This window comes from Pseudarthrobacter defluvii, assembly GCF_030323865.1.
Lineage (GTDB): Bacteria > Actinomycetota > Actinomycetes > Actinomycetales > Micrococcaceae > Arthrobacter > Arthrobacter sedimenti.
The window spans coordinates 1,869,118-1,894,940 of record NZ_CP066362.1 but is presented as its reverse complement, the minus strand read 5'-3'; the positions used below and the strand labels follow the sequence as shown (position 1 = coordinate 1,894,940).

The window sequence follows — 25,823 nt, the reverse complement described above, 5'->3', positions numbered from 1 at the left end:
TAAAGGCAGGTCCGGTCAGTAATGAGCGAGCGCATTCCGCAACATCCGGTGGCCTTGTTCCTCGAACTCAGGATCACCAATCTGAAACGCCCAGGCCGCCGTAGAGACAGCTTCGCGGAGCATGGTGATGTTCCAAAGTCTGCCCTCTCGCGGGTCTGAACCGTAGCCCTCGAAGAAGGCGTCCTCCAGTTCGGGGCCTGACCGCCACTGCTGGGCTGCCAAGCGGCAGAAATCGCTGATGGACGGCCTGAACTCGAACCGTCCGAAGTCGATGATCCTGAGCTCGGTTCCGCTCATCAGCCAGTTGCGCGGTTGCCAGTCGCCGTGGGTAGGGACCGCCTCGACTGGTTCCGGCCGGTAGGCAGCGAGAATGCATCGCGCTTTGTTTGCGGCAGCTTCTTCGATGCGGTGGGGCTTATCCAGCCACGCCATCGACTTGGCGGTGGCTGCCTCTTCATACCGCGGATCGACCCGTACCGCTTGGGCGTGGAACACACGGAGGAGCTGGCCGGCCTGCAGGTAGGTGTCGGGAGCATATTCGGCGGCGCCTCCTTGCACCAGGGAACCGTCCAGGTACTCGGTCACCAGGAGGTTCAGCGATCGGTTTGCCGTCACGAGGCTGGGCGCCCTGTCCGTGGAGGCCCAAATGCCGGCGAAGGACTCATGTGCGTCTATTTCGCGACCGATGTGATGGTTGGCGGGTCCGGCAGCCTTGACTACGTACCTGCATCCACCGTGCTCCACTTCCAGGACGGCGGTGTCCACGAGATTCCACGAGAGGTCACGCAGCAGGCGGACGCCCGGGAACCGGTGCTCCACAAATCCAGCTTGTTCGGCACTGAGCCGGTTCCGGTGCCAGGATTCCATCCCAGGAGACTACCGCGCCTGGAGCTGCAACATCCCGGAATCGCCGCCAATTCGCCCGGAGTCTGGGCTTGAGGAGGGCAGCGCCCTCTTACGCGCGGTGCAGTCCCAGCCGATGCCAGAGATGTTTATGGTCGGCAAGAGCGACCACTGCGACTGCCATCCTAGGTGTGGCGCTGAGCTGTAAGCCGTGAATCAAAGGCGTACCGGATGGGGCGGGGCGGGGCTACCGGGTGTCCCCGCCCATCCATACCGTTGCGCTCACGCAAATAACGCGGGACACTGGCCAAAGGTATCCGTGGCTAAAGGGAGGCATGATGCGTGCATTGGCCGTTACACCTGGAGAAAAGGACTCATTGCACCTCCGGGAGGTTCCAGACCCCGGGAACGGCGAGGGCCAGGTACTGGTGGAGGCACTGGCCGTGGGCCTGTGCGGGACCGACAGCGAGATCATCGCCGCAGACTACGGGGAAGCGCCTCCAGGCCAGGACTACCTGGTGCTGGGCCACGAAAACCTCGGCAGGGTGATCGATGCTCCCCCGGATTCCGGCTTGGCCAAAGGCGACCTGGTGGTGGGGATTGTCCGCAGGCCAGACCCCGAGCCATGCAAAGCCTGCGCCGCCGGGGAATGGGACATGTGCCTCAATGGCAAGTACACCGAGCACGGAATCAAGGGCCTGGACGGTTTCGCCCGGGAACGCTGGCGGGCAGACGCCGGGGCCATGGTGAAACTCGATGACAGCCTGCGGGATGTGGGCGTCCTGCTGGAACCAACCACCATTGTGGCCAAGGCGTGGGAGCAGATCAACAGGATCGGGCAGCGCGCATTTTTCGACCCCCACACCGCCGTCGTGACCGGCGCCGGCCCTGTTGGGCTGCTTGCAGCGCTGCTGGGAGTCCAGCAAGGCCTGGACGTCCACGTCTTTGACATCGTCACGGACGGTCCCAAGCCGCAGCTTGTCCGTGACCTGGGTGCCACCTACCACAGCGAACCCCTGCCGGATGCCGGCATCAAACCCAACATCCTGGTTGAATGCACCGGTGTCACCCCCGTGGTCCTGGACGCACTTATATGCCGGGCGCAGGACGCCATCACCTGCCTGACAGGCGTTTCCGGAACAGGCAAGCAAACGAGGGTGGACGTGGGCGCGCTCAACCGTGAGGAAGTGCTGATGAACGGCGTGGTCTTTGGCAGCGTCAACGCGAACCGCCGCCATTACGACGCCGGCGCCGAGGCCCTTGCGAAGGCAGACCCTGACTGGCTGCGCCGCCTCATCAGCCGCCGGGTTCCATTGGAAGACTTCTCGGAGGCGTTCAAACACCAAGACGACGACGTCAAGGTGGTCCTGGACCTTCCGGCAGGAGCCCGCGAGGGGAACGAACAGTCATGACCCAAGGAAGCGGCGCCCAGGAAGCGGACAGGGGCCACTTGTTTCCATCGGGGCGGCAATACGACATTAACTTCGACCGCCAGAGCGCCACCGTGACAGAAGTAGGCGCTGCGTTGCGCGTGTACCGCGAGGACGGCAGGGACCTGCTGGACGGGTACGGGCCGGAGGACATGTGCACGGGCGCACGGGGACAGTCACTGCTTCCCTGGCCCAACCGGATCAAGGGTGGCGGCTACGACTGGGAAGGCAGGCACCTCCAGCTGGACCTAAGCGAGCCGGACAAGGGCGGGGCAATCCACGGGCTGACGCGGTGGCGGAACTGGACCGTCGAGCAACATACATCGGACTCGATATCCTTTGCCTACACCCTGCACGCCTGCCAAGGCTGGCCCTGGGTGCTCGACTGCCGCCTGGACTACCAGCTTGGCCAGGACGGATTGACCGTCCGCACCACGGCGGTAAACCGAAGCCCGGAGCCATGCCCCTTCGGCGCCGGGGCACATCCATACCTCAGCACCGGACTGCGCCGCCCGGGTGCCATTGACGCCGCCCTGCTCCAGGTACCCGGGCGGATTTTCCTGCCCGTGGATGAACACGGCATCCCCACCGGGCATGAACGCGTGGACGGCACCGAGTACGACCTTAAGGAACTCCAGCAACTGGGAGGGCGGCACATCGATGTTGCCTACACCGATCTAGTCCGCGATGCCGACGGCCGGGCCCGGGTGAGACTCGTGCGTCCGGACCGCTCTGGAGGGGTTGAGCTGTGGGTGGACGAGACGTATCCGTACCTGGAAATCTTCACCGGCGACACACTCCCCCAGGCGGACCGGCGGCGCAGCGGACTGGGGGTTGAACCCATGACGTGTGCACCTGACGCCTTCAACTCCGGCGAGGGGCTGATGACTCTTGGGCCCGGGCAATCCCACACCGGCCAGTGGGGTATCAAGCCGCTCTAAGGAACGTTGAAGACCGGGAAAAGAAAAACGGGCACAGCGTCAACCATTGCGCACTCGCAAGTATCGGAGTTCAATGAAAGCATGGCTTTTGCTGCAACAGGATCCGGTCACTTCACGTGCCGGGCTCCCAATGTAAAGCGGCCGTCGGAGGTGCCCTGGCCCCCGGCGGCGGCCGCAAAAGCCTCCAGCGCAGCAGCCAGCGCCGGACGGCGACCCGACGGCATCCTCGAAATAACCTCTCCAATCGCCTGCCGCCGGTGGTCCAGCACCGAGTCAACCAGGGCATGTCCCTTCGCCGTCAGTTCGAGCCGGACGTACCGCCGGTCCGCGGGGTCCTCCCGCCGCTCCAGCAGGCCGGCAGCGACCAGCCGGTCGCAGATGCGCGTGGCGTTGGAGGCATGCACCCCCAGTTCGGCGGCGACTCCGCCCAGGTTTTGCGGCCCCCGGGTGTGGATCAGGACCAGGACCCGCAGCTGCGGAGTATTCACCACGTCCTCCACCTCAGCAACAGATCGGGCCACCACCCGCAAGAGGGTATCGGCGGCACGCATCACCGCTTCAACTTCCCGGCTCGAAGGTTCCTGGACTGATTCGGGTCCGCCAGCTGCATCCATGGGCACCAGTTTCCTCCGATAGTTGCTATCCCGCAAAGTTTGAAGGTTCCACAGGACCGGTACGCACCTCCAGTCGAGGTTAGGAGAATCGTGAAAACACAACAGGCAGAAGATCCTGTGGCCGGCATGGTCCATGGGATTGACCGGCTCATCAGAAACGTGCAGACTGGCCGGTTTGAGCGGTCCCTTTCGGCCCTGACGGCGGCCGGCGCCTTGGTCACCGCCGCCGAAATCTTCCTTGAACATGACAAGGCGAGTTTCGGCAACAAGTGGATGTGGGCGCCGGTTGCCCTGGGACCGGTAGGCGCGGCAGCAGGAGTCGCCGGAGTCTTCAGCCGCCGCATGGCCAAGACGGCGCTGCCGCTGGCCAGCGCCGCCATTGTCGCCAACGGGCTGCAGGGTACCTGGCTGCATCTGCAGGGCATCCGGCAGAAGCCCGGCGGCTTATCCAACCTGCGCTACAACCTGGAGATGGGCCCGCCGCTGTTCGCACCTCTGCTGGTCACCCTCGTGGGCGGCATGGGAGTGCTGGCCTCAGTCCTAAGGAGGGAACCGTGACCGGGCTTCCCCTGCAGAGGGACGACGGCGGCGGGCGCTACCCGGGCTTCAGCACCCTCGCCCAGGCGCGGCACTGGGACCCGGTGACCGCCGCCGTCGTACAGTCCCGGATGGCCCTGCCTCCGGACGTCCGCTTCTTCACCCCGGCCGAGGAAGCGGCGGCCCGCGCGCTGTTTGATCAGTTGCTGGACCAGCACGCGGAGCCGCGGGTGCCGGTGGTGAACATGGTGGATGCCCGCTTGGCCGAGGAGGAAACTGACGGCTGGCACTACGACAACATGCCGCGGGACGGCGAGGCCTGGCGCGCCTCCCTGGCTGCGCTTGACCATGAGGCCCGGTCCCGGGAGGAGTGTACCTTCGCCCTGCTCAGTTTGGACGGCCAATCAAAGCTGTTGCAGGACATTTGCGACCTGAACCGGGATGTATGGCATGGGCTGCCGGCGGACCGGGTGTGGAGCCTGTGGACGCGGTACGCGTGCACCGCGTTCTACTCCCATCCCCTGGCTTGGGACGAGATCGGTTTCGCAGGACCGGCCTACCCCCGAGGCTATAAGAACCTTGGCGTGGACCGGCTTGAGCCATTCGAAGTGCGCGATGTCCGGCCTGACGAGGATCCCACGCATGGGGCCGACAGATGAGCACCCTGCGGGAACGCAACGAATCCGCCTGGCTGCTGCCAAAGGGCCCTGGCACCAGCCGGGGGCTGAGGGAGAACATGCGCCGGTACGGCGACGACGACGAGGTGGACATCGTCATTGTGGGCTGCGGTGCCGGCGGCGCCACAATGCTCCAGCGCCTCGCGCGGGCCGGCTGGCGGGCGGTGGGCCTGGACGCGGGGCCGTTCTGGGAACCCGAGCAGGACTGGGTCAGCGACGAAGCCGGCTCCCATCACCTTTACTGGACCGAACCAAGAGTGATCGGCGGCAGCGACCCTGTCCCCTTGGGCTCTAATAATTCCGGCCGGGGCGTGGGCGGATCGATGGTCCACTTTGCCGGCTACACGCCGCGTTTCCATCCCAGTGATTTCCACACCCTGAGAGCTGACGGAGTGGGCGCCGACTGGCCCCTGGAGTACGGCGAACTCCGGCCCTACTACGAGGACATCGAGGCTGAGCTTCCCGTCTCCGGCGAACACTGGCCCTGGGGCGATCCGCACAGCTACCCCCACCGGCCGCACCCGGTGTCCGGCAACGGGGAGCTGTTCCTGAGGGGCGCCAACGCCTGCGGCGTTACGGCAAAGGTGGGGCCGGTGGCTATTGCCAATGGCCGGTTCGGCAACCGCCCGCACTGCATCTACCGCGGTTTCTGCCTTCAAGGCTGCAAGGTCAACGCAAAGGCTTCACCGTTGATTACCCATGTCCCGGACGCCCTGGCGCATGGTGCCGAAATCCGGCCGGACTCCATGGCCACCAGGATCTGCCTGGACGAACGGACCGGCCTGGCAACCGGCGTCGAATACGTCCAGGGCGGCATCCAGAGATTCCAGCGCGCCCGCCTGGTGGCGGTGGCAGGCTATTCGATCGAAACGCCCCGGCTGCTGCTGAACTCCACGTCACCTCGCTTCCCGGACGGGATGTGCAACGACTTCGACCAGGTGGGCCGCTACCTGATGGTGCAGGGGGCACCCCAAACCGGCGGGCGGTTCCAGGCTGAGGTGCGGATGTGGAAGGCCCCGCCCCCGGAAGTCAGCACCGAAGACTTCTATGAAACAGACCCCGCGAAGCCCTACAAACGCGGCTTCTCCATCCAGTGCGTCTCGCCGCTTCCCATCACCTGGGCGGAGCACGTTGCCGCCCAGGGGCACTGGGGCGCTGCCCTCCGCCGCTACATGAGCGACTACCCGCATTGGGCCTGCCTTGGTGCACTGTGCGAGTTCCTGCCCCTCGAAGGGAACCGGGTGACGCTCGCGGACGAAACGGACCGCAACGGCATCCCGGTGGCCCGCTTCAGCTACAGCCAGTGTGACAACGATCGGCAGCTGATGTCCGCCGCGCAGCAGGTCATGGAGCAGATCCTCACAGCGGCGGGAGCGGAGGAAGTCATCACCATCAACCGCTACGCGCACCTGGTGGGCGGAGCCCGGATGGCCGCCGCAGAGCAGGAAGGAGTGGTGGACCGGAACCTGCGCAGTTTCGCAGTACCCAACCTGCTGGTCACCGACGGCAGCGTCCTGCCCACCCAGGGCAGCGCAAACCCGGCCCTGACCATCATGGCGCTGGCCGCCCGTGCGGCCGGCGTCCTGGTCCAAGGCGCCCGCAGGGGCGTCACGAGCACGAAGGAAGACTGATCATGGCAACAACAGTGGCTGACTACCTGCTCTCCCGCCTGGGCGAGTGGGGCGTGGACAAGGTCTTCGGTTTCCCCGGAGACGGCATAAACGGCATCCTGGCCGCCTTCGGCAAGGCGGGCAACCAGCCGAAATTCATCCAGGCCCGGCACGAGGAGATGGCCGCGTTCGAAGCCGTGGGCTACGCCAAGTTCAGTGGCCGTGCCGCCATCTGCATGGCCACGTCCGGCCCCGGCGCCATCCACCTCCTCAACGGGCTGTACGACGCCAAGCTGGACCATGTTCCCGTGGTGGCCATCGTGGGCCAGACCGCACGCAGCGCCATGGGCGGCTCCTACCAGCAGGAAGTCGACCTGCTGACCCTGTTCAAAGACGTCGCCTCGGACTACGTCCAGATGGTCACGGTTCCGGAGCAGCTGCCCAACGTCACCGACCGGGCCATCCGGATTGCTGAAGCACAGCGGGCTCCCACCGCCGTGATCATCCCCGCCGACGTCCAGGAACTCGAGTACTCCTCGCCCACGCACGCATTCAAGATGGTGCCCTCCAGCGTGGGAATCCGGTGGCCCGACATCCAGCCGGACAGTGAGTCGATCAGGGGTGCCGCGCAGCTGCTGAATGAGGGCTCGAAGGTGGCCATCCTCATTGGCCAGGGTGCCCGCGGAGCGGCCGCCGAGGTCCGGGAAGTGGCGGAGCTGCTGGGCGCGGGCGTGGCCAAGGCCCTGCTGGGCAAGGATTCACTGCCCGACGACCTGCCCTACGTCACGGGATCGATCGGCCTGCTGGGCACGCGCCCCAGCTACGAGATGATGCGCGACTGCGACACCCTGCTCACGGTCGGCTCGAGCTTCCCCTACACCCAGTTTTTGCCGGAGCCCGGCCAGGCCCGCGGCGTGCAGATCGACGTGGACCCGAAAATGATCGGGTTGCGCTACACCAACGAGTTCAACATCGTGGCCGACGCCGGCACCGCCCTGCGCGCACTGATCCCGCACCTCGAACGGAAGCAGGACCGGTCCTGGCAGGATGGCCTGGAGTCATCCATCAGCCGCTGGTGGGAGACCATGCACGATGAGGCCATGGTCAGCGCCGATCCGGTCAACCCCATGCTGCTGTTCGCGGAGCTCTCCACCCGGCTTCCGGCCAATGCCATGCTCAGCGCCGACTCGGGCTCGTCAGCCAACTGGTACGCGCGGCAGCTGAGGTTCCGGGGGGAGGTCCGCGGTTCATTGTCGGGCAACCTCGCCACCATGGGCCCCGGTGTTCCATACGCCATCGGGGCCAAATTCGCCCACCCCGGCCGCCCGGCCATCGCTTTCGCCGGCGACGGTGCCATGCAAATGAACGGACTCGCCGAGCTGATCACCGTCAAGCACTACTGGCACGAATGGGATGACCCCCGCCTGGTGGTGGCAGTCCTGCACAACAACGACCTCAACCAGGTCACCTGGGAAATGAGGGCCATGGGCGGAGTGCCCGCGTTCCGGGAATCCCAGGCGCTCCCCGATGTGGACTACGCCGGATTCGCAGAAAGCCTGGGGCTGCAGGGCATCCACGTGGAGAATCCCGACGACGTCGGGCCGGCCTGGGAGAAGGCCCTGGCCGCTGACAGGCCCACACTTTTGGACGTACGGACCGACCCCGACATCCCGCCCATCCCGCCGCATGCCACCCTGGAGCAGGCACGGAAGACGGCCGAGGCCATGGTCAAGGGTGACGACAGTGCCTGGGGCGTGGTGAAGGAGGGGGTCAAGACCAAGATCCAGGAATTCCTGCCGCATAAAGAGGGCTGACCGGTGGCACCCGCGGAGGCTCCCGTCACCGCCGTCCAGGCAGCGGCCTACACAGTACCCACTGACGCGCCCGAAGCGGACGGCACCTTCAGTTGGGACTCCACCACCATGGTGCTGGTCCAGGCCGCCGCTGGCGGGAAGACGGGCCTGGGGTGGACGTACGCGCCGCCCGCAGCCGCGGGCCTGGTGGAAGGACTCCTCGGCCCGGCCGTCCACGGCGTTGACGCCCTGGACGTACCGGCCGCTGCGGTGGCGATGGCCCGGGCGGTGCGCAACCCCGGCAGCACCGGACTGGCGTCCTACGCCGTCTCCGCCGTCGACTGCGCCCTCTGGGACCTGAAGGCCCGCCTCCTGGACCTGCCGCTGCACAAACTCCTCGGCGCGGTCGGGAACGAAGTGGCGGTCTACGGCAGCGGCGGGTTCACCACCTATTCCGAACAGCAGCTACGGAGCCAGCTGGAAGGTTGGGCCCACGGCCAGCACATTGGCCGCGTGAAGATCAAGATCGGCCAGGACAACGGGACCAATGTTCCACGGGACCTGCACCGCATCCGCGAGGCGCGTGCCGCCGTCGGCCCTGGCGTGGAACTGTTCGTCGACGCCAACGGCGCCTACACCGCCAAGCAGGCGATCCGCGTCATGCGTGCTGTAGCCGCCGAGAACGTGACCTGGTTCGAGGAGCCCGTCTCCAGTGACCATCTGACCGGGCTCCGGGTGGTGCGGGACGCCGTCGACGCTGACGTGGCGGCCGGCGAATACGGGACCGGACTCCCCTACTTCCAGCGCCTGTGCGCCGCCGATGCCATCGACTGTCTGCAGGCGGACGTCAGCCGGTGCGGCGGGATTACCGAATGGCTGCGTATCGCGGCCGTCGCCGCTGCCCACGGTCTTCAAGTCTCCGGCCACTGCGCACCCCACCTGAGTGCCGCCGTCGCCGCCGCCACCCCCAACTTCCGCCACTTGGAATGGTTCCACGACCACGTCCGCATCGAGAACCTCTTCTTTGAGGGAACGCTCGACCCCGACGGCGGGGTCCTGCAGCCGGGAGACAGACCCGGCAACGGGCTGACGCTGCGCACAGCTGACGCCGAAGGCTACCGGGTTCGCTGACATGTTTTTGACCAACAGGAAAGGACCCATCCCGTGACTGACCCGAACCGCGAAGCGCAGCGCTACCTTCTGGCTGGAGCCGCGTGATGCCGGCATGGTTGCTGGCCTGGATGTGGGGCACCATCGCCGGCGGCGCTCTGGTGGTCGGGTGCGCCTTGGCATGGAAGTGGAAGATTCCCTCCAAGGTGGTGTCTTCGGTGATGTCCTTCGGCGCCGGCGTGCTGATCTCAGCGCTCGCCTTTGAACTGGTGGAAGAAGCAGTCAACGGCGGCGGCCTCTGGCCCACCATCGGAGGCTTCGCCACCGGCGCCGTCGTTTACGTCGCCGCCAACGCACTCCTCGCCCGCAAAGGCGCCAAACACCGCAAACGGTCGGGCGGGAAGCAGCAGTCGGAACAACAAAAGCCAGGCAGCGGCACCGCGATCGCCGTGGGCGCACTGCTGGACGGAGTTCCGGAATCAGTGGTCCTCGGCGTCGGCCTGGTGACCGCCGGTGCAGTCAGTCCTGCCATGCTGGCCGCCGTCTTCATCTCCAACGTCCCCGAAGGCCTCTCCAGCACAGCCGGCATGAAGAAGGCAGGCCGCAGCGCCAATACGTCTCCTCATCGCCGCCGCCGGATTCCTGGCAGCCTTCACCGTTGACCAAGTAGGCGGCTAAAACACGTCTGAAAGGATCCTTATGAGCTTCAATCCAGGCAAAGCCGGACCCGCCAACCCTGAACCGCTGAATCCCGACCCTACGGGCCAGGACCCCAGCGCGTCAGACCCTGGCGCGGATGCCAAACTGCAGCTTCAACTGGCCATCTTCGAAGTCACGAAGGACGCGCAGGGCAAAAGCCTTGAGGAAATTCTGGAAAGTCTCCGGTCTGCGTTCGCTGCCCACGGCGTGGAGGCACCGCCGAACACCTGGCTTGAGTCGGTAGCCTCCTCGGCCTTCTACGGTGAGCCTTACATCATTGACTTCCCGGCAGCGATCGCGGCAGACGCTGCCGTGGCCGCACCCAACCAGAATGTCCGGCAGCGGCTTGCCTACCGCCGACAACTGCGCCAAGAAAAACTCCCGGCCGGGACCTTCCCTCCCCCGGCGGCGTGGGATGTGCCGGCCAACGAGGTCACCCGGCCCGGCACGGCCGGCCGCCCGGTCACCGTATCCCGAACAACAATCGGGGCTCGTCTGGTCCTGGCCGCCCTAGGGGCGGCAATGGCGGTGCTCTTCGCTATTCGGGCTGCGCGGGGGTCCGGCCGCCGTGCAGCCCCTCCGGTTCGATCACTCAAAGATGCGGCCAGGAAGGGCAGCCATGTCTGATATCAGCGATTACGCGCTCCTGGGGGACCTGCACACGGCTGCCCTGATCAACAACAGCGGGTCAATCGACTGGATGTGCCTGCCGAACTTTGACTCCCCGGCCTGTTTCGCCGCCTTGCTGGACACCCCCGCCGCGGGGCGCTGGCTGCTGGCACCTGCGGGGGCAGGAAAGTGCACACGCAGGCGGTACCGCCCCGGCACGCTCATCCTCGAAACCGAGTGGGAAACGTCCGATGGAAGCGTCAGGGTCACGGACTTCATGCCTATCCGTGACGACGGCGCCGACGTGGTGCGTATTGTCGAGGGCCTTCGGGGCAGCGTGCAGATGTACGGGGAACTTTGCCTGCGCTTCGATTACGGCCATATCGTGCCGTGGGTGAGGCGCAGCCATCAACGCCTGATCGCCATCGCAGGCCCGGACGCCGCCTACCTCACTACCCCAGCCCCGCTCAAGGGCCGGGACATGCGCACGATCAGTGACTTCACGGTGCGGGCCGGTGAAAGGGTGCCCTTCGTACTGCGGTGGGTTCCCAGCAGCAAGCCGGCGCCGCCGGAAACCGACGCGGAGAAGGCGCTGGAAACAACGGAGAACTTCTGGCGGAACTGGATCGGCCGCAGCAGCATGGAGGGAAAGTACAAGGACGCGGTGGAACGTTCGTTGATCACCCTCAAGGGGCTTATCTACTCCCCCACGGGTGGCATCGTCGCAGCCCCCACCACTTCCCTGCCGGAAGACCCGGGCGGATCCAGGAACTGGGATTACCGGTTCTGCTGGCTTCGCGATGCCACCTTAACCCTGCAGTCACTGCTTGCCGGCGGCTACACCGACGAAGCGGCGGCGTGGCGGGAATGGCTGCTGCGCGCCGTCGCCGGCGACCCCGCCGATCTACAGATCATGTACGGCATCGACGGCACCCGCCGCCTCCCGGAAACGGAACTGCCGTGGCTTGCAGGGTTCGAAGGTTCCAAACCGGTCAGGATTGGAAACGCCGCCGCTCCTCAACTGCAACTGGATGTATGGGGTGAGGTCCTGGACGGGCTCTCCCTGACCCGCGCTGCCTTTCCGGACACTGCCGATGATTCCTGGGACATCCAGGTGGCCCTCATGGAATACCTTGAGGGAGCCTGGGACCAGCCCGACAACGGGCTCTGGGAAATGCGGGGTCCCCGCCGCCACAACACCCATTCGAAAGTCATGTGCTGGGTGGCGGCGGACCGCATGGTCAAGGGCATCCGCCACTCCGGGCTGCCGGGCCCGGAAGGGCGCTGGTCGGCGCTGCGCGACACCATCCATCAGGACGTCATGACGCACGGCTTCGACAGCGAGCGCAATACCTTCGTCCAGTCCTATGGAAGCAAGGAGCTGGACGCGAGCCTCCTTTTGATCCCCCGCGTGGGCTTCCTGCCCCACGACCATCCCCGAGTGGTGGGCACCGTGGAAGCCATCCAGCACCACCTCACCGAAGACGGCTTTGTCCTCCGCTACCGCCCACAGGCGAGCAACGATGGCCTGCCCGGGACGGAAGGGGTGTTCCTCGCCTGCTCCTTCTGGCTGGTCGACGCCCTGCTGGGGATCAACCGGCGCCGCGAGGCCGAGGAACTCTTTGAGCGCCTCCTCAGCCTCCGCAACGACGTGGGCCTCCTCAGCGAAGAATGGGACCCCCGGAACCAGCGGCAACTAGGCAACACACCCCAGGCCTTCAGCCACTTCCCGCTCATCCACTGCGCCCTGCAACTGCAGCACGGGCGCTCACGGCAAAGCAATACTCCCCTGCACAGCCCGGAAGACCGTCACCAAGATTAGGCGGGGGGAACTGGATGCTTTCAGCGAGCGGGCAGAGTGATCGCCTCGTAAGCAGTGGGCATCATTGGGGCCGGGTTGCAATGCAGGCCGGCCCAACGATGCACCTTGTGCGAAGCACCCTTAGAGGGTATTCCTCCTGCGTGATTCTGCCTTGGCCTTTTCGGGTTGCCCCTCCCTCGACCGGCTGCCGGCCAGCGGCCGGTCACCGCCGCGCCGCAGTGTCAGCATCACCAAACCCGCGGCCAGCAAGCATGCCGCCAGGAAAATGGACGTGGCCAGGAAGCTGCCATGCGTCACATCCTGCAGGAAGCCTCCTACATAGGGTCCGACGAACCCGCCGAGATTGCCGACCGCGTTGATCAACCCCATGGCAGCACCCGCAACGGCCACCGGCATCGCACGCGACGCCGAAGCCCAGAAGGGACCGTCGTAGGCCAGGGCACCTGCGACAGCGATGCTGATGAGGGTGACGGCAAGGATCGGCGCGCTGTCCCCGGTAGCTACCGAGATGACCAGGGCGACGGCTCCCACTGCCATGGACAGCAGCACATGGGTGGAGTAACGGCCCGTACGGTCGGCCGCTTTGGCGTTGTACCAGAGGCCGAACATTGCCAGCACGTAGGGAATTGCCGTGATCAGGCCAACCTCGATGGAGGACCCGGAGGTGATCGTCTTGATCACGTGCGGCAGCCAGATGTTGATGCCGTAGAAGCCGATCTGGATGAGGAAGTACACCAGGGTCAGCCGCCATACCACTGAATTGGACATGACGTGGCGCAGGCCCAGCTTTTCCTGCTGGGGGTGTGCCGCTGCGTCAGCAGCAAGTCCCTTCTCGATGTATTCACGCTCCTGTACCGAGCACCACTTCGCTTCGCGCGGGTGGTCGGCGATCAGCGCCCACCATAGGGGGGCCGCAATGATGAACGGGAATATGCCTTCGATGATGAACAGCCAACGCCAGTCCGAGAAAGAAAGGATCCACCCGGAGAGGGGCGCCGTGATGATGGAGGCTATCGCGATGTTCATCATCCAGAACGCGTACGCCCGTGCCCGCTCAGCGGCGGGGAACCAATGGCTGATCAGTACAAGGATCGCGGGCCAGATGCCGGCCTCGGCCACGCCAAGGAAGAAGCGCACCACGAGCAGTTGGGTGAAATCCTGGATGAACCCGGAAAGGACAGCCAGCACGCCCCAAATAAGCACCATGATGCCCACGAACTTCTTGGCACTCCAGTGCTCGGCAAGATGGCCGCCTGGTATCTGCAGGACCAGATACCCGATGAAGAAGATGCCTGCCGCCAGGCCCTGCTGGGCGGCGTCAATGCCCAGGTCCTGATGGAGCCCGTTCAGGGCGAACCCGATATTTGTCCGGTCCATGAACGAGATGATGTAGACGATGATGGCGACGGGGATCAACCGCTTCCATCGGGTATTACCCACTGCCGCTGCTGCCATTACGTTCTGTGCCATAGGAAATGCTCCTTCGCGATATGGCTCATCAGACCGCGCCCCAGTACGCCTGTTGCTCTCCCTTGGAATTGGCACTGAGATGCAGGGCCCGCCGTGCACCGGCGTTTCCCCTGGAGAACCTATGTTTTTATTTTTTCGCAACTATTGCACAAGCGCAAGAAGTTTTGGGAGGCCGCTTCCGGGGAGCTTGGGAGGCGGCAATCCCCAAGGTGGGCAGTGAGCAGGAAGCGGACGACGGCGGGCGGGCACCCGCCGTCGTCCGCCGACGGTCCGCAGAGCGGGGACCAGGTGCGGGCATGCGTCCCGGCGACGAAACTAGAAGCATGAAGAAGCTTCTGTGGGTGGCGCTTTCGGTGATCGCGGTCATATGCGTTGTGGCTGTCGCGTTGCTGCTGGCAGGCGGCCTCCGGTGATGACCGGGCCCATCCCTGCCGCCGGGGTGGAATAACTCCCCCAGGGCACCATCCTGCGCGTCGAACTGAGTCGCTGATCTAGGCGCCTGAACGTACCCGCGGCAGCTGGCTTCCGCAGAATCTGCCAAGACTTTCCGCAGCATCACCACAAATCGGCGTTTCCCGCGATAGGGCCGGGGCAGACTTGTTCCGTCTCCCGGTATTACCCCCCGGCCCCAATCAAGGTGTCCATGAAATTCTCTTCTTCACGCATGTCCGCGGTGACCCTCGGACTGCTGCTCACTCTGCCCTGCGGCCTCAATGCCGCCACCACTTCCGTCGCCGCGCCGGCCCCCGCCGTCGTCCCGGCCACAACCATTTCAGACTCGTTCACCAAGCAGACCTTCGACCTCATCAACGCCGAACGCGTAAAGGTCGGCTCGCGGCCCTTCGTCTGGAACCAGAAGATCGCGGATGTCTCCCAGGACTGGGCCAAGCAGTTGGGCGTCGCCACGATGGACCCCAACTTCGACTTCGCCACCATCCACCGCACCGATGCCGGCGGCAATGAGATCCCGGCCGGCGCCACCTGGTACCGCGAAAACATCGGGTTCAACTTCAGCCCCGCCCAGCTCGTCGACTGGTGGATGAATTCCCCTGGCCACAAGGCCGCGATGCTCGATCCGCGCGGCACGGACGCCGGCATCGGCTACGTCGTCCCCACCAGCGGGCCCTACGCCGGGTGGCACCTGATGGTCTCCAACATGGCGGCCTACCCCACCACCACGACACCGCCCACGGCACCGTCGACTTCCCCGACAACGCAGACCCCACTGGCCGTCAAAGCCGCAGCCATCAACGGTGCCCTGGGCCTGCCGGTGTCCCCCGAGGTCTACGGGCTCAAGGACGGCGGCTCGTACCGCAACTACCAGTACGGTGCCCTGATCTACTCCCCGGCCACCGGAGCCCATGTCTCGACAGGGGCGATCCGGACCCTGTGGGCCAGCTACGGGTTCGAAAACGGCATCCTGGGATACCCGGTTACAGACGAAGTCGGCGGCATCAGGGACGGCGGCGTCTACCAGAACTACAAGGGCGGGGCCGTCCTGTGGTCTCCCGCCACCGGGGCGCACATCTCCACCGGCGCCATCCGAACCGCCTGGGCCGCGACCGGTTTTGAAGCCGGCCCGCTCGGCTACCCCATTTCGGAGATCTACGCGGTGGACGGTGGCAGCGCCCAGAACTACCAGAACGGCGTCATCACCTACAGCGCCGCCACCGGTGCACGCGTCATCTCCGGTGAGATGCTGGCCCGGTACCGGGAAAACAGCGCCTACCTCGGGGTGGCCACCAGCGCCAAGACCGCCATCCGGGACGGCGGTTTCTACCAGAACTTCCAGCGTGGGGCCCTGCTGTACTCCCCCGCCACCGGCACCCAGGTCTCCGTCGGTGGAGTCCGCACCATCTGGGCCGCCACCGGCTTCGAGAACGGCGTCCTCGGCTACCCGTCATCGGGCGAGATCCCCGCCAACGGCGGCGTTTACCAGACCTACCAGGGCGGCTTCATCGCGTGGCTGCCCGGCTCGGGCGGCAACTTCGTCTTCGGTGGCATCAGCAACCTGTACCGGGGCGCCGGCGGGCCAACCGGGCGGCTCGGCTTTCCGACCAGCGGCGAATACCCGACCGGGCCCAATGGCAACGTGGCGCAGAACTTCCAGAACGGCGTCATCCGCTGGGGTCCTGCCGGCACCGGCATCACCTACTAGCAACCTGCCGGCCCAACACCCCTTCCTGCTACCGCGGGGAGGGGTGCTGTCGTTCCCGGGTGGGTACCGTGGGCCTGTGCAGACACCTGTCTGTGACAGGTGGAACCGGCCATTAGGCTGTCCATAGGCACGCGCGAGGTGCCCGTTACCCTGACCGAAAGCAGTGTCCGTTGGAAAACCGCATCACCCTTATGGCCGCGCTGGCCGGCATTGTTCTGAGCGCCTCAGCCTGCGCCCCCTCAAGCACTACGACGGCCCCCAGCGCCTCTACACCAGCGCCCGCGACCACGGCCGCCGCGACCTCCGCCCCCGCGGACTGGCAACTGAACCCCAAGGGCGCAGCGGACCGGATCAAAGCCGCCGGTCTGGAAGTACTCACCGCCGAAGGCGCCGCCGAACACTTCCACGCACACCTGGACATCTTCACGGACAGCAAACGCGTGACCGTCCCGGCCGACATCGGCTTCAGCTTTAACACTGCGGGCCAACCCAACGGCATATCCGCGCTACACAGCCACGACGAAACCGGCGTCATCCACATTGAGGCACCCACCGCCGGCGCTACCTACACCCTGGGGCAGTTCCTCACCGAATGGGGTGTCCTGGACGGCACGGACAAGACCCCTGGCGCGCCGCACTCAAGTATCGACGGGTGGAACGTGGCGGTCAACGGCGCCAAGCAGGACGGGAAGATCACCGACGTCGTCCTGAAAGCACATGACGAAATTGTGCTGTTCCACGGCACAGCCCCGAGCCCTCTCCCTGCTTCGTTCACGTTTACTGGCGGCCTGTAAAACAAAAGCCCCGGACCAACGGTGGTCCGGGGCTGCGCAACTCAACTTACCGCTCGATGGTGACTTTGAGATCCAGATGTATGTTCTCTCTGGCGAGACGATCCTGGAGGTACTGGGCAAGGCTCGCGTCATTTGCTGTGTGCGGGCCCTTCGGGACGGCCCCGCGGAATACGGCCTGGGTGTTCGTTGAGCGGAGCACGTCCAGTGGCGTTGACCTAAGGTGTCCGTCGGTCAGGCGTTCAATGTCGGTGCGGAAGGTGCGCCGGTGGTCGTCGCGCACGGAAGCGCGCATGGTGAATGGAATGAAAGCTACGGGCAAGGGGGTCCTTTCGAGCGAGGCAGCCAACGGTCGGCGCCTCACCATGTACAAGGCAGGAACGGCTCCTTCTATTCCTTCCCAGCTTCAAGTGGGGAGACCCTTTGGCCTTTCACCACCCTCAAGTAACAGGACCATGCCGAAGTGAAGGGGCACTAAGCCCCTAGCCCGGGCACAGGAGGGGACCTAATCTTTATTCCGCCCTACCACTGTCCATGCTGCGTCCTTGAAGGAGGCGATGGTGAATCTTCTCGAGCAGGTCCAGGTCGGCATGTCGGTCATCGATGCCCGGGGCGAGGAACTGGGCCGGGTCGAGTTCATTCGGGCCCCTGATCCGAAGGCCGCTGCCTTCCAAGAGCGGGTTGCCTCGATTCACGGGCTGATCAGCCTTGGGGTTGGGTCGATCGTAGGGGTCGAGCCGAAAGTACCGCCGGAGATGGCCCTCAAACTCTTCCGTCAGGGGTACCTCAAGATTGAGGCTCCGCACTTCTGGGCCGAGAACTACTACGCCGCCGCTGATGCGATCGCCCGCGTCGAAGGCCGTACGGTCTACCTCTCGCTGGACCGACAGGGCCTCGACGCCCAGCAGTGAACAGCCCGGGAGTTGGTGCATTTTCACCCGCTAAGGGGAAAGACCATTGGCATCGGTACCAGGATTTTCGCTTAATTAGGCGTGAATTACGCCCCAATGCAAGGCTGGGGTATGGATGCCGATGTGAATTTCTATTTCGACCCGGTCTGCCCTTTCGCCTGGATGACGAGCAAATGGGTGCGGCAGGTGCAGGCGCAGCGCGACTACACCGTCGACTGGCGGTTCATCTCTCTGCGTCTGGTCAACTCCAGCGTTGACTACGACGCGCATTTCCCGCCCGAGTACGAGGCCGGGCACACGGCCGGGCTCCGGCTCCTGCGGGTGGCCGCCCGGGCCCGTGCGGAGCATGGCCGCGAATCGATGTCAGGGCTGTATGCCGCGTTCGGCAAACACATCTTCGAAACTGCCCCAGCCCCAATGGACCAGCGCACCGAGGTTGAAGTCCGGGAGCGGCGTGGTACGCGCGGGTTCGTGGAGCCAATCCTTGCCGATGCTGGATTGCCCCTGGCACTGGCGGAAGCGCTCGACGACGAGACTTGGGACCGCGAGATCCGTCAGGAGACGGATGAAGCGCTGGCGTTGACCGGTAAGGATGTGGGAACGCCCATCATTCACTTTGAGCCTCCCGCCGGGGTGGCCTTCTTCGGGCCGGTGATCAGCCGACTGCCGGACGAAAACTCGGCCGCCGAGCTGTGGGACCATGTGGTGGGCCTCGCCCGCTTCCCGGGATTCGCCGAACTGAAGCGCAGCCTGCGCGAAGAGCCACAGCTGCCTGCCCTCGGATTCACGCCCGGTACGGTCGGTAAACAAGAGGACTGGCACGGCGGCAGCCGACGGCAGAAAAAATAGAGCATCTGTAAGGATGGATGAATGAATACGGCAAGCACCCGCCATCACCAGGAGTCCGTCACGGTCCAGGCTTCGGCCACGACGCTGTACGACCTGGTTTCCGACATCAGCCGCACGGGCGAGTGGAGCCCGGTTTGTACCTCGTGCTGGTGGGACGACGAGGCCAGCGCAGGACAGGTTGGTGCCTGGTTCACTGGGCGCAATGAGCTCCCGCACCGCACCTGGGAAACCCGGTCGCAGGTGGTCGCTGCCGAGCGCGGCCGGGAATTCGCCTGGATAGTGGGTGGCAGCTACGTCCGCTGGGGCTTTACCCTGACGCCGGCAGAAACCGGGACGACGCTGACCGAGTCGTGGCACTTTCTGCCAGCCGGGATCGCAATGTTCGAGGAAAAGTTCGGCGACAGAGCATCCACTGAGATCACCGACCGAACGCAGCAGGCGCTGGACGGCATCCCGAAAACGCTCGCCACGATCAAGCGGATCGCCGAGCACCTGGCGGCAAGTGATGCGAGTCGGTCCTGACCAGCCCGCTGACGGCCTTACAGCGTCTCGTGCGCGGGTGTCCCTTCCAAGAATCTACTGAGTGGTCCGGCGAAGACGAGGCCGGCGCCTGACAGCGCCGGCCTCCCCTACCCTCGCGATCTATTTGTTGACCTGGGGATTGACTTCCGCCTTTTCGATGGATCCGGTACCTGTGCCCCAGGCGTCGAGGATCTTCTTGTATGAGCCGTCCTTGATGAGCTTGTTCATCGCCTGGGCGACAGCGTCTGCCAGCGGCAGGTCATCCTTGGCAACGGCGATACCCACCGGTGAAGCACCGTATACGTCTCCCAGCGTCTGCAGCTTGCCGTCAGATTGGGCGATGGCGTACGCCGTCGTGATCGACCCTGCTGCCATCGACTCCACGCCACCGGTAACGAGGCGGGTGGCGACGTCGGTTTGGTTCTTCAATGACACGACTTCGATAGGGGGTTTTCCTGCCGCCACGCACTTGGCGCTGCGGCCGGAAATATCCGGGTCTTCCTGGAAGGTGCCTGTCTGGACGCTCACAGGCTTACCGCACAGATCGTCAAGGTTGACGTTCTTTGGGTTGCCTTTTTGGGTCGCCCACTGGGTGCCGGCCTGGAAATAGCTGACGAAGTTCGCCGCCTTGCTCCGTTCCTTGGTGATGAAGAAGGACGAGACGCCAAGATCGTATTTCGGGCCGAGGGCAGGAAGTATGCCGTCGAACCCCGAGGTCTGTACCTCCACCTTCAGGCCCAGGGTTGCACCGATGGCTTTCGCGATGTCGATGTCGTAGCCCACCGCTGTCTGGCCGTCGGAGGCCGCAAGGAATTCCGCCGGGGCGTAGGTGGTATCCGAGCCGACCACCAAGGTTCCCTTGCTCTTGATTTTGTCCGGCACCAGCGCTGCCAGGGCATCGTCCTTCGACACACTTGCCGGGTCGAAAGTTGCCGCGCCGGAAGGCTGGCTCGTGCCGCCTGCCTCGGAGGCGGAGGTACATCCCGTGAGCGCGATCAGGCCGGCGGCCACAAGAGCCGTGGCCTTAGTGGTCTTCAATTTCTTCATATCCATGGCTTTGCTACCTTTATTTCTGGGAACGGCGAAACGGCGGGCAAGTGGGAACCGGGAGACCTTCGCGGTCAACAGCCCCATGAAGCTGCCCCTAGACTCCTTGGTTGATGCGACGGATGGCCACTTCCGCCAGCCAGGAAGCTGCGTCAGGGAGCACGGCGTCATCAAAGAGTGCGAGCGGCGAGTGGTTGGATCCTGCAAGGGCAGGGTCCTCGTGGGCGCAGGCGCTCAGGAACAGGAAGGCGCTGGGCACCTCGTTGGCGATGAAGGAGAAATCCTCTGCACCGGGCATCGGATTCGCCATGGTCCGATAACGGCCTTCACCAAATAAGTCCACAATGGTCCGACGGGCGAGGTCGTACTCATCGGGGGCGTTCACGGTAGCGGGGTACAGCTCCTGGTAATCGACGGAGGCCTGCAGCCCGTGCGCGGCGGCAATCCCCTCGATCAGGCGGACGCTCCTTTCCTTGATGCTCGCCCGCGATGACGCGCTGAAACTGCGGACGGTGGCCTCAAACACCGCGTGGTCGGGAATGATGTTTTCCCGTGTCCCGCCAGCGATCTTCCCGACGGTAAGGACGACCGGATCGAACACGTCGAAGGCCCTTGTCACCATGGTCTGAAGTGCTGTCACCGCCTCGCACAGCGCCGGGATCGGATCGTTGGCCTCATGCGGCTGGGAGCCGTGTCCACCTGCCCCTGTGAAACGGACAGATAGGTCATCGACGGCGGCCATCTGCGGGCCGGGGCGCCCGAACCAGGTGCCGTTCGGCTGGCTGGCAGAGAAGACGTGAAGGCCGAAAGCAGCATCCGCGCGCCGGCCCGCCGCCGTCAATACGCCTTCTTCAATCATGGGCCGGGCACCGCCGGGTCCTTCTTCGCCTGGCTGGAACATGAAGACGACGTCGCCGGCCAGTTCCGCCTTGAGCGAGTGCAGAATGCGGACGGCGCCCAGCAGCCCGGCCGCGTGCATGTCGTGGCCACACGCATGCATCAGCCCCTTGTGAGTCGATTTGTAGGCCAGATCGTTCTCTTCCGTGACCGGAAGGGCGTCCATATCGGCACGCAACAAGACGACGGGCTTGGGTCCATTGACCGGGCGGCCCTCTCCGCGCAAGACCGCTGTGATGGAGGAATGCTTCTTTCCGGTGGTGATTTCGAGCCCAAGGCCGTCGAGCTCAGCCAGCACCCTTTGCTGGGTGAGTGGAAGGTCGTTGCCCAGTTCCGGAATACGGTGCAGCTCACGCCGAAAGCTGGACAGGTCGCCCGCAATCCGTGAGGCCATTTCCTGTGCGCGGGACGTTGATCGGGTTTCAGAGACGGTCAAAGCAACCAAACTTTCAAAGGTTCAGGGTCGTTTCGACGGCGATCCCGCGTTCCGGTGAGCAGGAAACGGGAAAGCCGGCGGAGGCTTTGTTAAATATGTGACACTTGGTGCATGCGGCCGCCAGAATTGAAAGAATCCGACGTTGAGCGGCCCAGTTTGCAGGATTCGGCCAACATGGATGAGCTGGACCTGGCCCTCGTGAATGCACTGCAGTTGCGGCCGCGGGCAAGTTGGGTCGATCTTGCCCGGCCGCTGGGGAGCACCGCGACCACACTGGCACGTCGCTGGGACCGGTTGTCGTCCGCAGGCCTCGCCTGGGTAACTGCCTCGTTCGGCCGGGAGTTCAGCCGCAGCCGGTGCATCGCCTACGTCATGATTCGCTCCGATCCGCGGGAACGGTCGCATGTGGTGGAGAAACTGGCGGGGTGCCCGGAAGCGGCCACGATTGAGGTGGCCACGGGAGGCCACGACATCAACTGCGACGTGCTGACCCGGGACCTCAGGGAACTGGACCGTTTCCTTTCAGGCAAGGTTTATGGAGTGCGGGGGATTACCTCCGTATCCGTCCTGTTGACGACGTCGTTGTACCTCGAGGGCAGCCGGTGGAGGCTTCGGTCCCTGGACCAGGGGCAGCTCAACGTGTTGGCTAAGAGCACGATGTCCCTCCCCCGGGGCCAGCACGCCATCGATCTTGACGGGTTGGATCGATCCCTGCTTGAACACTTGGCCCAGGATGGGCGGCTCGGATGGGCTGAACTGTCCGGGTTGACGGGAACAAGTACGGCGACCGCCAGACGTCGCCTGGGTAGGCTCATGTCCTCCGGAATCGTCGCATTCCGCTGCGAAATAGCCCACCCTCTGGCGGGATGGCCCATCCAGGCGTCGCTGCTGGCGCAGGCGCCCGCCGCGGACCTGGACCGGATCTGCCAGAACCTCGCCGCCTGGCCGGAGTGCCGCTTCGTGGCCGCTGTGACCGGGGCGGCCAACATCTACTCCACTTTCTGGGTTCGCGACCTCGGAGAGCTGCAACGGCTGGAGGCGAGGACAAGCAACAGCTTTCCTTCCCTGACGGTGCTGGACCGGATGGTCGCGCTGAGCACGCCCAAGCGGATGGGGCACCTGAGCGATAACGAGGGGCGGCGCGTCGGAACAGTCCCGATTTCTCCATGGTGACCTTCACCCTCAGGGGCACAACTTCCCCGGCTGGGACTGTTAGGGGTTGATCATGTGTCCTTCGGCGTCGAGGTAGTCGCGCCAGGACCGCTTGGGCGTCCAGCCGAGCATTCGTTGGGCTTTCGCGCTCGAGATGCCCGAAGCGTCGGCACGGTCAAGGCCGCGCAATTCGATCTTGTCACCGTAGTACTTATTCAGGATCTCCGCGAAGTCGTAGCCACCCACATTATCCGGGGAAGCAATGTAAAAGACCTCGTGTCCGGGGAGGTCCGATTCGGTTGCCAGCACGATGGCGTCGGCGAGATCGTAGACGTCGACGTAGCTCCATAGATTGGGGCTGAGGACGGACGCGTCCCGGACCTGCGGTCCGAGATTTGTCTCGTAATTGCCCTCGAACTGCACCCAGCTGGGCCGAATGGAGATGCACTGAATGTCAGAGCGGGCGACTGCGGCGTCCATGAGCTGCTCGCCGAAGTGCTTGGAAAGAGCGTAGGGGTCCTGCGGGTGGATCGGATGCTCCTCGTCAACAGGTGCATACTCAGGGAGGAAATCACGTTCGGGAAAGAAGAACCCGGGGACAGTCTCGCTGGAGATGTAAACGAACCGCTTTACGCCAAATCGTATGGCGGCCTCAAGAACATTGAAGGTCGCCATGAGATTGGTCTGGAATACGACGTGGGGCGGATGACCGGTGGGTTCGGGGATCGCCGCAATGTGTACGACTGCGTCCACCCCGCGGACGACGGAGTAGGCTTCCCCTGCATCACTGAGATCCGCCATCATGTACTTTGGCGCGCCTTCAGGCTTGCGCTCAAAGCCGGGACGCGTGAGGTCTGTAGTGAGCACCTCGTGCCCGGCATCGATCATTGCCTGGGTAGCTGCGCGACCGACCTTTCCATGGGCACCAGTGATGAGGACCTTCATAATGTCTCCTGGATCGGTACTGCAGTGCTTATACAGAGTGAGTACGTGCCCGGAAGCTTCAACAGGTGCCCTCGCCGGCCCCGCCGATAACCCCATGCAACCTTCTTAGTTTATTTTCTGAACTATATGTGGGCGAAAGACTCAGGGTCAATGCGCTGTGCGGCACCGGGCGCGCAAAACCCGGGCAGGCATTGGGAGGCGCCTGCCCGGGTTGCTGCCAATTGGCCTGCTAGTTCTTGCCGAGGAAGATCGGATTGGTGAGGGCTGCCATCGTGCCGAGCAGCAGCGTGGTCCCCATGTTGGTGCCGTTGCTGGGCGTCCCGTCCGCCATCGGGTGACGCACCTCGACACGCACATACGCGGAGAGCTGGGCCGTAGTGACCCACTTGTGGCTGCCCTGGCCCGAGGCGGGGAGGGTGACCTGTTGGGTCTGGCCTTCATCGGTGATGATCCGGAGCACCCCATTCGGAACGCCGGAGACATCAACACTGACGATAACCTGCGCGTCGGGGGCGACGTCCAAGCGCTCCCCGACACCCGCCTTGCGTCCGCCGGCGGCGACGGTGAGCTCCAGGGAAATATCGGCCGATTCGGCGATCCAACTGCGGCCGTTACGGATCCCGTCCAGTACCGCGTCATGGGAGAGCGCGGAGGCGTTTACGACGTTGTGCGGCAGGCCGATGACCTGGGGTGCGCTGTGGGCGTCGCTGTTGCCCATGGCCGGAACCCAGCGCGACCCCGTGCGCACGGAATGGGCGAGCATGCCGTCCCAGGTATTGATCGCGTACTCGTCGTCCGCGGTCCACGGGCCCGTCCACACTTCGACGGCGTCGGCGTCGTCATAGCCGAACTTCCAGCGGCACGCGACATACGGGCAGTAAGGGTGCGCCGGGACGACAAGGCCGCCGGAGGCGTGGATGTGCTGGGCTTCCTGTTCGAAGCCCTTGTCCCGGGCCCGGTAACGCCAGTCGATCCAGTCCCCGGCCTCGATACCGAGCGCCAGGTAGTGGCCGTTGCGGGTGGTGACTTCCTCACCAGTGAGGATGAGCAGGTCATCACCGGCCAGCGGACCCCAGACACCGTGGGAGGCCGGGGTGTTGTGGTCCGTGCTGATCATGAAATCGAGCTTCGCCGTGCGCGCTCCCGCTGCGACCTCGGCCGGGGTGCGCTTGCCGTCAGAGTAGATGGTGTGCAGGTGGGCATCGCCCCGATACCACCCGGCTCCCCGGCCTTTGACCTGCTTTGGCGGGTACTGCGGCTGGAACGGCTTGCCGTCGGGCCCGTAGTCGAGAGTGACGTTCACGGTGTAGTCCATGCCCTGTTCGGCCACCTGGTAGGGCCCCAACGCGATGTTCCAGGTGCCCTTACCGACAGGACCGGGAAGATAGCCGGGCGTGGCCTCGGCGGCACTGATGAAGAATTCGGTCCGGAATCCGCCGGACCAGCCGCGAAAACCCTTGCCGGCCAGGTCGGTGCCCTTCTCATCGAAGATCCCGATGTCGCAGGAATTGGACAGCAGCCCTGCAGCGACCGCTGGCTTGCTGTAGCTGTAGGAGACGCTGATCTTGTTGACCCCGGCAGGTACCTGCACCGGCAGGTACACAAAGTCAGCAGCGCCAGGGTCCAGATGGCCGGTGATGGTCTGGGTCTTGCTGGTGCCGGTATCTGCGGCCGCAAACGACATCGGCGCCAACGTCACCGCAGCACCGGCAAGGGCCGCGGCCAGGAAACCGCGGCGGGAAGCGGACAAGGAAACACTTTCGCCCTCATGGGCTTTACATGGTGAAGTCACCGCCTGAGTCTCATCATGCGGACTTAACCCGGGGCGCCGGGACAATGAACGGAACCTGAACCGCGGACATTAATTGGGAGCGGCCTAGCAGTTCTACCCCGTCGAATCGGGGCACGTGATAAACGAGGAGACGTCCTCGGTATCCCAAAAGCCGCTTGGTGACTCCTG

Annotated in this window: 22 protein-coding genes and 1 pseudogene; 16 read left to right on the top strand and 7 right to left on the bottom strand. The window is 64.7% G+C overall.

The window, feature by feature from the left end; all coding sequences use genetic code 11:
* Positions 1-15: 15 nt before the first annotated feature.
* Complete coding sequence (locus tag JCQ34_RS08735; protein ID WP_286403814.1) at positions 16-867, bottom strand: phosphotransferase; 852 nt, start codon at positions 865-867, stop codon at positions 16-18.
* A gap of 314 nt (positions 868-1,181) precedes the next feature.
* Between JCQ34_RS08735 and JCQ34_RS08730 the strand changes: the two genes are divergently transcribed.
* Complete coding sequence (locus JCQ34_RS08730) at positions 1,182-2,255, top strand: glucose 1-dehydrogenase (RefSeq protein ID WP_286403811.1); 1,074 nt, start codon at positions 1,182-1,184, stop codon at positions 2,253-2,255.
* The gene (locus tag JCQ34_RS08725; RefSeq protein ID WP_286403810.1) at positions 2,252-3,214 is read left to right on the top strand and encodes an aldose 1-epimerase family protein; all 963 of its coding nucleotides are present in this window, start codon (positions 2,252-2,254) and stop codon (positions 3,212-3,214) included. Before JCQ34_RS08730 ends, JCQ34_RS08725 begins: the two co-directional genes overlap by 4 nt.
* A 107-nt stretch (positions 3,215-3,321) precedes the next feature.
* Here the strand turns inward: JCQ34_RS08725 and JCQ34_RS08720 are convergent, their stop codons facing one another.
* Positions 3,322-3,828: a MarR family winged helix-turn-helix transcriptional regulator gene (locus JCQ34_RS08720; protein WP_286403807.1), complete on the bottom strand. Its 507-nt coding sequence runs from the start codon at positions 3,826-3,828 to the stop codon at positions 3,322-3,324.
* Between the two features lie 90 nt (positions 3,829-3,918).
* Here JCQ34_RS08720 and JCQ34_RS08715 point away from each other — a divergent pair, with 90 nt between their 5' ends.
* The 8 genes and pseudogenes from JCQ34_RS08715 (at position 3,919) to JCQ34_RS08680 (ending at position 12,685) form a co-directional block, all read left to right on the top strand.
* Positions 3,919-4,386, top strand: a complete 468-nt coding sequence (locus tag JCQ34_RS08715; RefSeq protein ID WP_286403805.1) for a hypothetical protein — start codon at positions 3,919-3,921, stop codon at positions 4,384-4,386.
* Entirely contained in the window at positions 4,383-5,024 is a 642-nt protein-coding gene (locus JCQ34_RS08710; protein WP_286403804.1) for a gluconate 2-dehydrogenase subunit 3 family protein, read from the top strand. Before JCQ34_RS08715 ends, JCQ34_RS08710 begins: the two co-directional genes overlap by 4 nt.
* On the top strand, positions 5,021-6,673 hold the full coding sequence (locus JCQ34_RS08705; RefSeq protein ID WP_286403802.1) for a GMC family oxidoreductase: 1,653 nt from the start codon (positions 5,021-5,023) through the stop codon (positions 6,671-6,673). Before JCQ34_RS08710 ends, JCQ34_RS08705 begins: the two co-directional genes overlap by 4 nt.
* Before the next feature lie 2 nt (positions 6,674-6,675).
* A complete protein-coding gene (locus JCQ34_RS08700) occupies positions 6,676-8,466 on the top strand; it encodes a thiamine pyrophosphate-requiring protein (protein ID WP_286403799.1) in 1,791 nt (596 codons plus the stop codon).
* A 3-nt stretch (positions 8,467-8,469) separates the two neighbouring features.
* Positions 8,470-9,576: an enolase C-terminal domain-like protein gene (locus JCQ34_RS08695; protein WP_286403797.1), complete on the top strand. Its 1,107-nt coding sequence runs from the start codon at positions 8,470-8,472 to the stop codon at positions 9,574-9,576.
* Between the two features lie 86 nt (positions 9,577-9,662).
* Positions 9,663-10,163: pseudogene (locus JCQ34_RS08690) on the top strand (ZIP family metal transporter); the annotation flags it as partial.
* Positions 10,164-10,254: 91 nt separating this feature from the next.
* Positions 10,255-10,881, top strand: a complete 627-nt coding sequence (locus JCQ34_RS08685) for a hypothetical protein (RefSeq protein WP_286403792.1) — start codon at positions 10,255-10,257, stop codon at positions 10,879-10,881.
* Positions 10,874-12,685, top strand: coding sequence for a glycoside hydrolase family 15 protein (locus JCQ34_RS08680; RefSeq protein ID WP_286403789.1), 1,812 nt, complete (start codon positions 10,874-10,876; stop codon positions 12,683-12,685). Before JCQ34_RS08685 ends, JCQ34_RS08680 begins: the two co-directional genes overlap by 8 nt.
* A gap of 120 nt (positions 12,686-12,805) precedes the next feature.
* On the opposite strand, the gene JCQ34_RS08675 is transcribed toward JCQ34_RS08680, so the two are convergent.
* Positions 12,806-14,155, bottom strand: a complete 1,350-nt coding sequence (locus JCQ34_RS08675) for an MFS transporter (RefSeq protein WP_286403787.1) — start codon at positions 14,153-14,155, stop codon at positions 12,806-12,808.
* A 643-nt stretch (positions 14,156-14,798) separates the two neighbouring features.
* On the opposite strand from JCQ34_RS08675, the gene JCQ34_RS08670 reads away from it, so the two are divergent.
* The 5 genes from JCQ34_RS08670 (at position 14,799) to JCQ34_RS08650 (ending at position 19,386) form a co-directional block, all read left to right on the top strand.
* The gene (locus tag JCQ34_RS08670) at positions 14,799-16,313 is read left to right on the top strand and encodes a CAP domain-containing protein (RefSeq protein WP_286403784.1); all 1,515 of its coding nucleotides are present in this window, start codon (positions 14,799-14,801) and stop codon (positions 16,311-16,313) included.
* Positions 16,314-16,483: 170 nt separating this feature from the next.
* Positions 16,484-17,107, top strand: coding sequence for a hypothetical protein (locus tag JCQ34_RS08665; RefSeq protein WP_286403782.1), 624 nt, complete (start codon positions 16,484-16,486; stop codon positions 17,105-17,107).
* A 557-nt stretch (positions 17,108-17,664) separates the two neighbouring features.
* Positions 17,665-18,015: a hypothetical protein gene (locus JCQ34_RS08660; protein WP_286403779.1), complete on the top strand. Its 351-nt coding sequence runs from the start codon at positions 17,665-17,667 to the stop codon at positions 18,013-18,015.
* A gap of 111 nt (positions 18,016-18,126) precedes the next feature.
* A complete protein-coding gene (locus tag JCQ34_RS08655; protein ID WP_286403776.1) occupies positions 18,127-18,864 on the top strand; it encodes a mycothiol-dependent nitroreductase Rv2466c family protein in 738 nt (245 codons plus the stop codon).
* 21 nt (positions 18,865-18,885) lie between these two features.
* On the top strand, positions 18,886-19,386 hold the full coding sequence (locus tag JCQ34_RS08650; protein ID WP_286403773.1) for an SRPBCC family protein: 501 nt from the start codon (positions 18,886-18,888) through the stop codon (positions 19,384-19,386).
* Positions 19,387-19,506: 120 nt separating this feature from the next.
* Here JCQ34_RS08650 and JCQ34_RS08645 read toward each other — a convergent pair whose 3' ends face one another.
* Both JCQ34_RS08645 and JCQ34_RS08640 read right to left on the bottom strand, forming a co-directional pair.
* Positions 19,507-20,520 carry an ABC transporter substrate-binding protein gene (locus tag JCQ34_RS08645; RefSeq protein WP_286403771.1) on the bottom strand — a complete coding sequence of 338 codons (1,014 nt, stop codon included), beginning with the start codon at positions 20,518-20,520 and terminating at the stop codon, positions 19,507-19,509.
* Positions 20,521-20,530: 10 nt separating this feature from the next.
* The gene (locus tag JCQ34_RS08640) at positions 20,531-21,766 is read right to left on the bottom strand and encodes a M20 metallopeptidase family protein (RefSeq protein WP_286403769.1); all 1,236 of its coding nucleotides are present in this window, start codon (positions 21,764-21,766) and stop codon (positions 20,531-20,533) included.
* 174 nt (positions 21,767-21,940) lie between these two features.
* On the opposite strand from JCQ34_RS08640, the gene JCQ34_RS08635 reads away from it, so the two are divergent.
* Complete coding sequence (locus JCQ34_RS08635; RefSeq protein WP_286403768.1) at positions 21,941-22,939, top strand: Lrp/AsnC family transcriptional regulator; 999 nt, start codon at positions 21,941-21,943, stop codon at positions 22,937-22,939.
* Positions 22,940-22,978: 39 nt separating this feature from the next.
* Here the strand turns inward: JCQ34_RS08635 and JCQ34_RS08630 are convergent, their stop codons facing one another.
* Together JCQ34_RS08630 and JCQ34_RS08625 are read right to left on the bottom strand one after the other, a co-directional pair.
* A complete protein-coding gene (locus tag JCQ34_RS08630; protein ID WP_286403766.1) occupies positions 22,979-23,863 on the bottom strand; it encodes an NAD-dependent epimerase/dehydratase family protein in 885 nt (294 codons plus the stop codon).
* A 229-nt stretch (positions 23,864-24,092) separates the two neighbouring features.
* Positions 24,093-25,613, bottom strand: coding sequence for a CehA/McbA family metallohydrolase (locus JCQ34_RS08625; RefSeq protein WP_286403764.1), 1,521 nt, complete (start codon positions 25,611-25,613; stop codon positions 24,093-24,095).
* Positions 25,614-25,823: the final 210 nt, after the last annotated feature.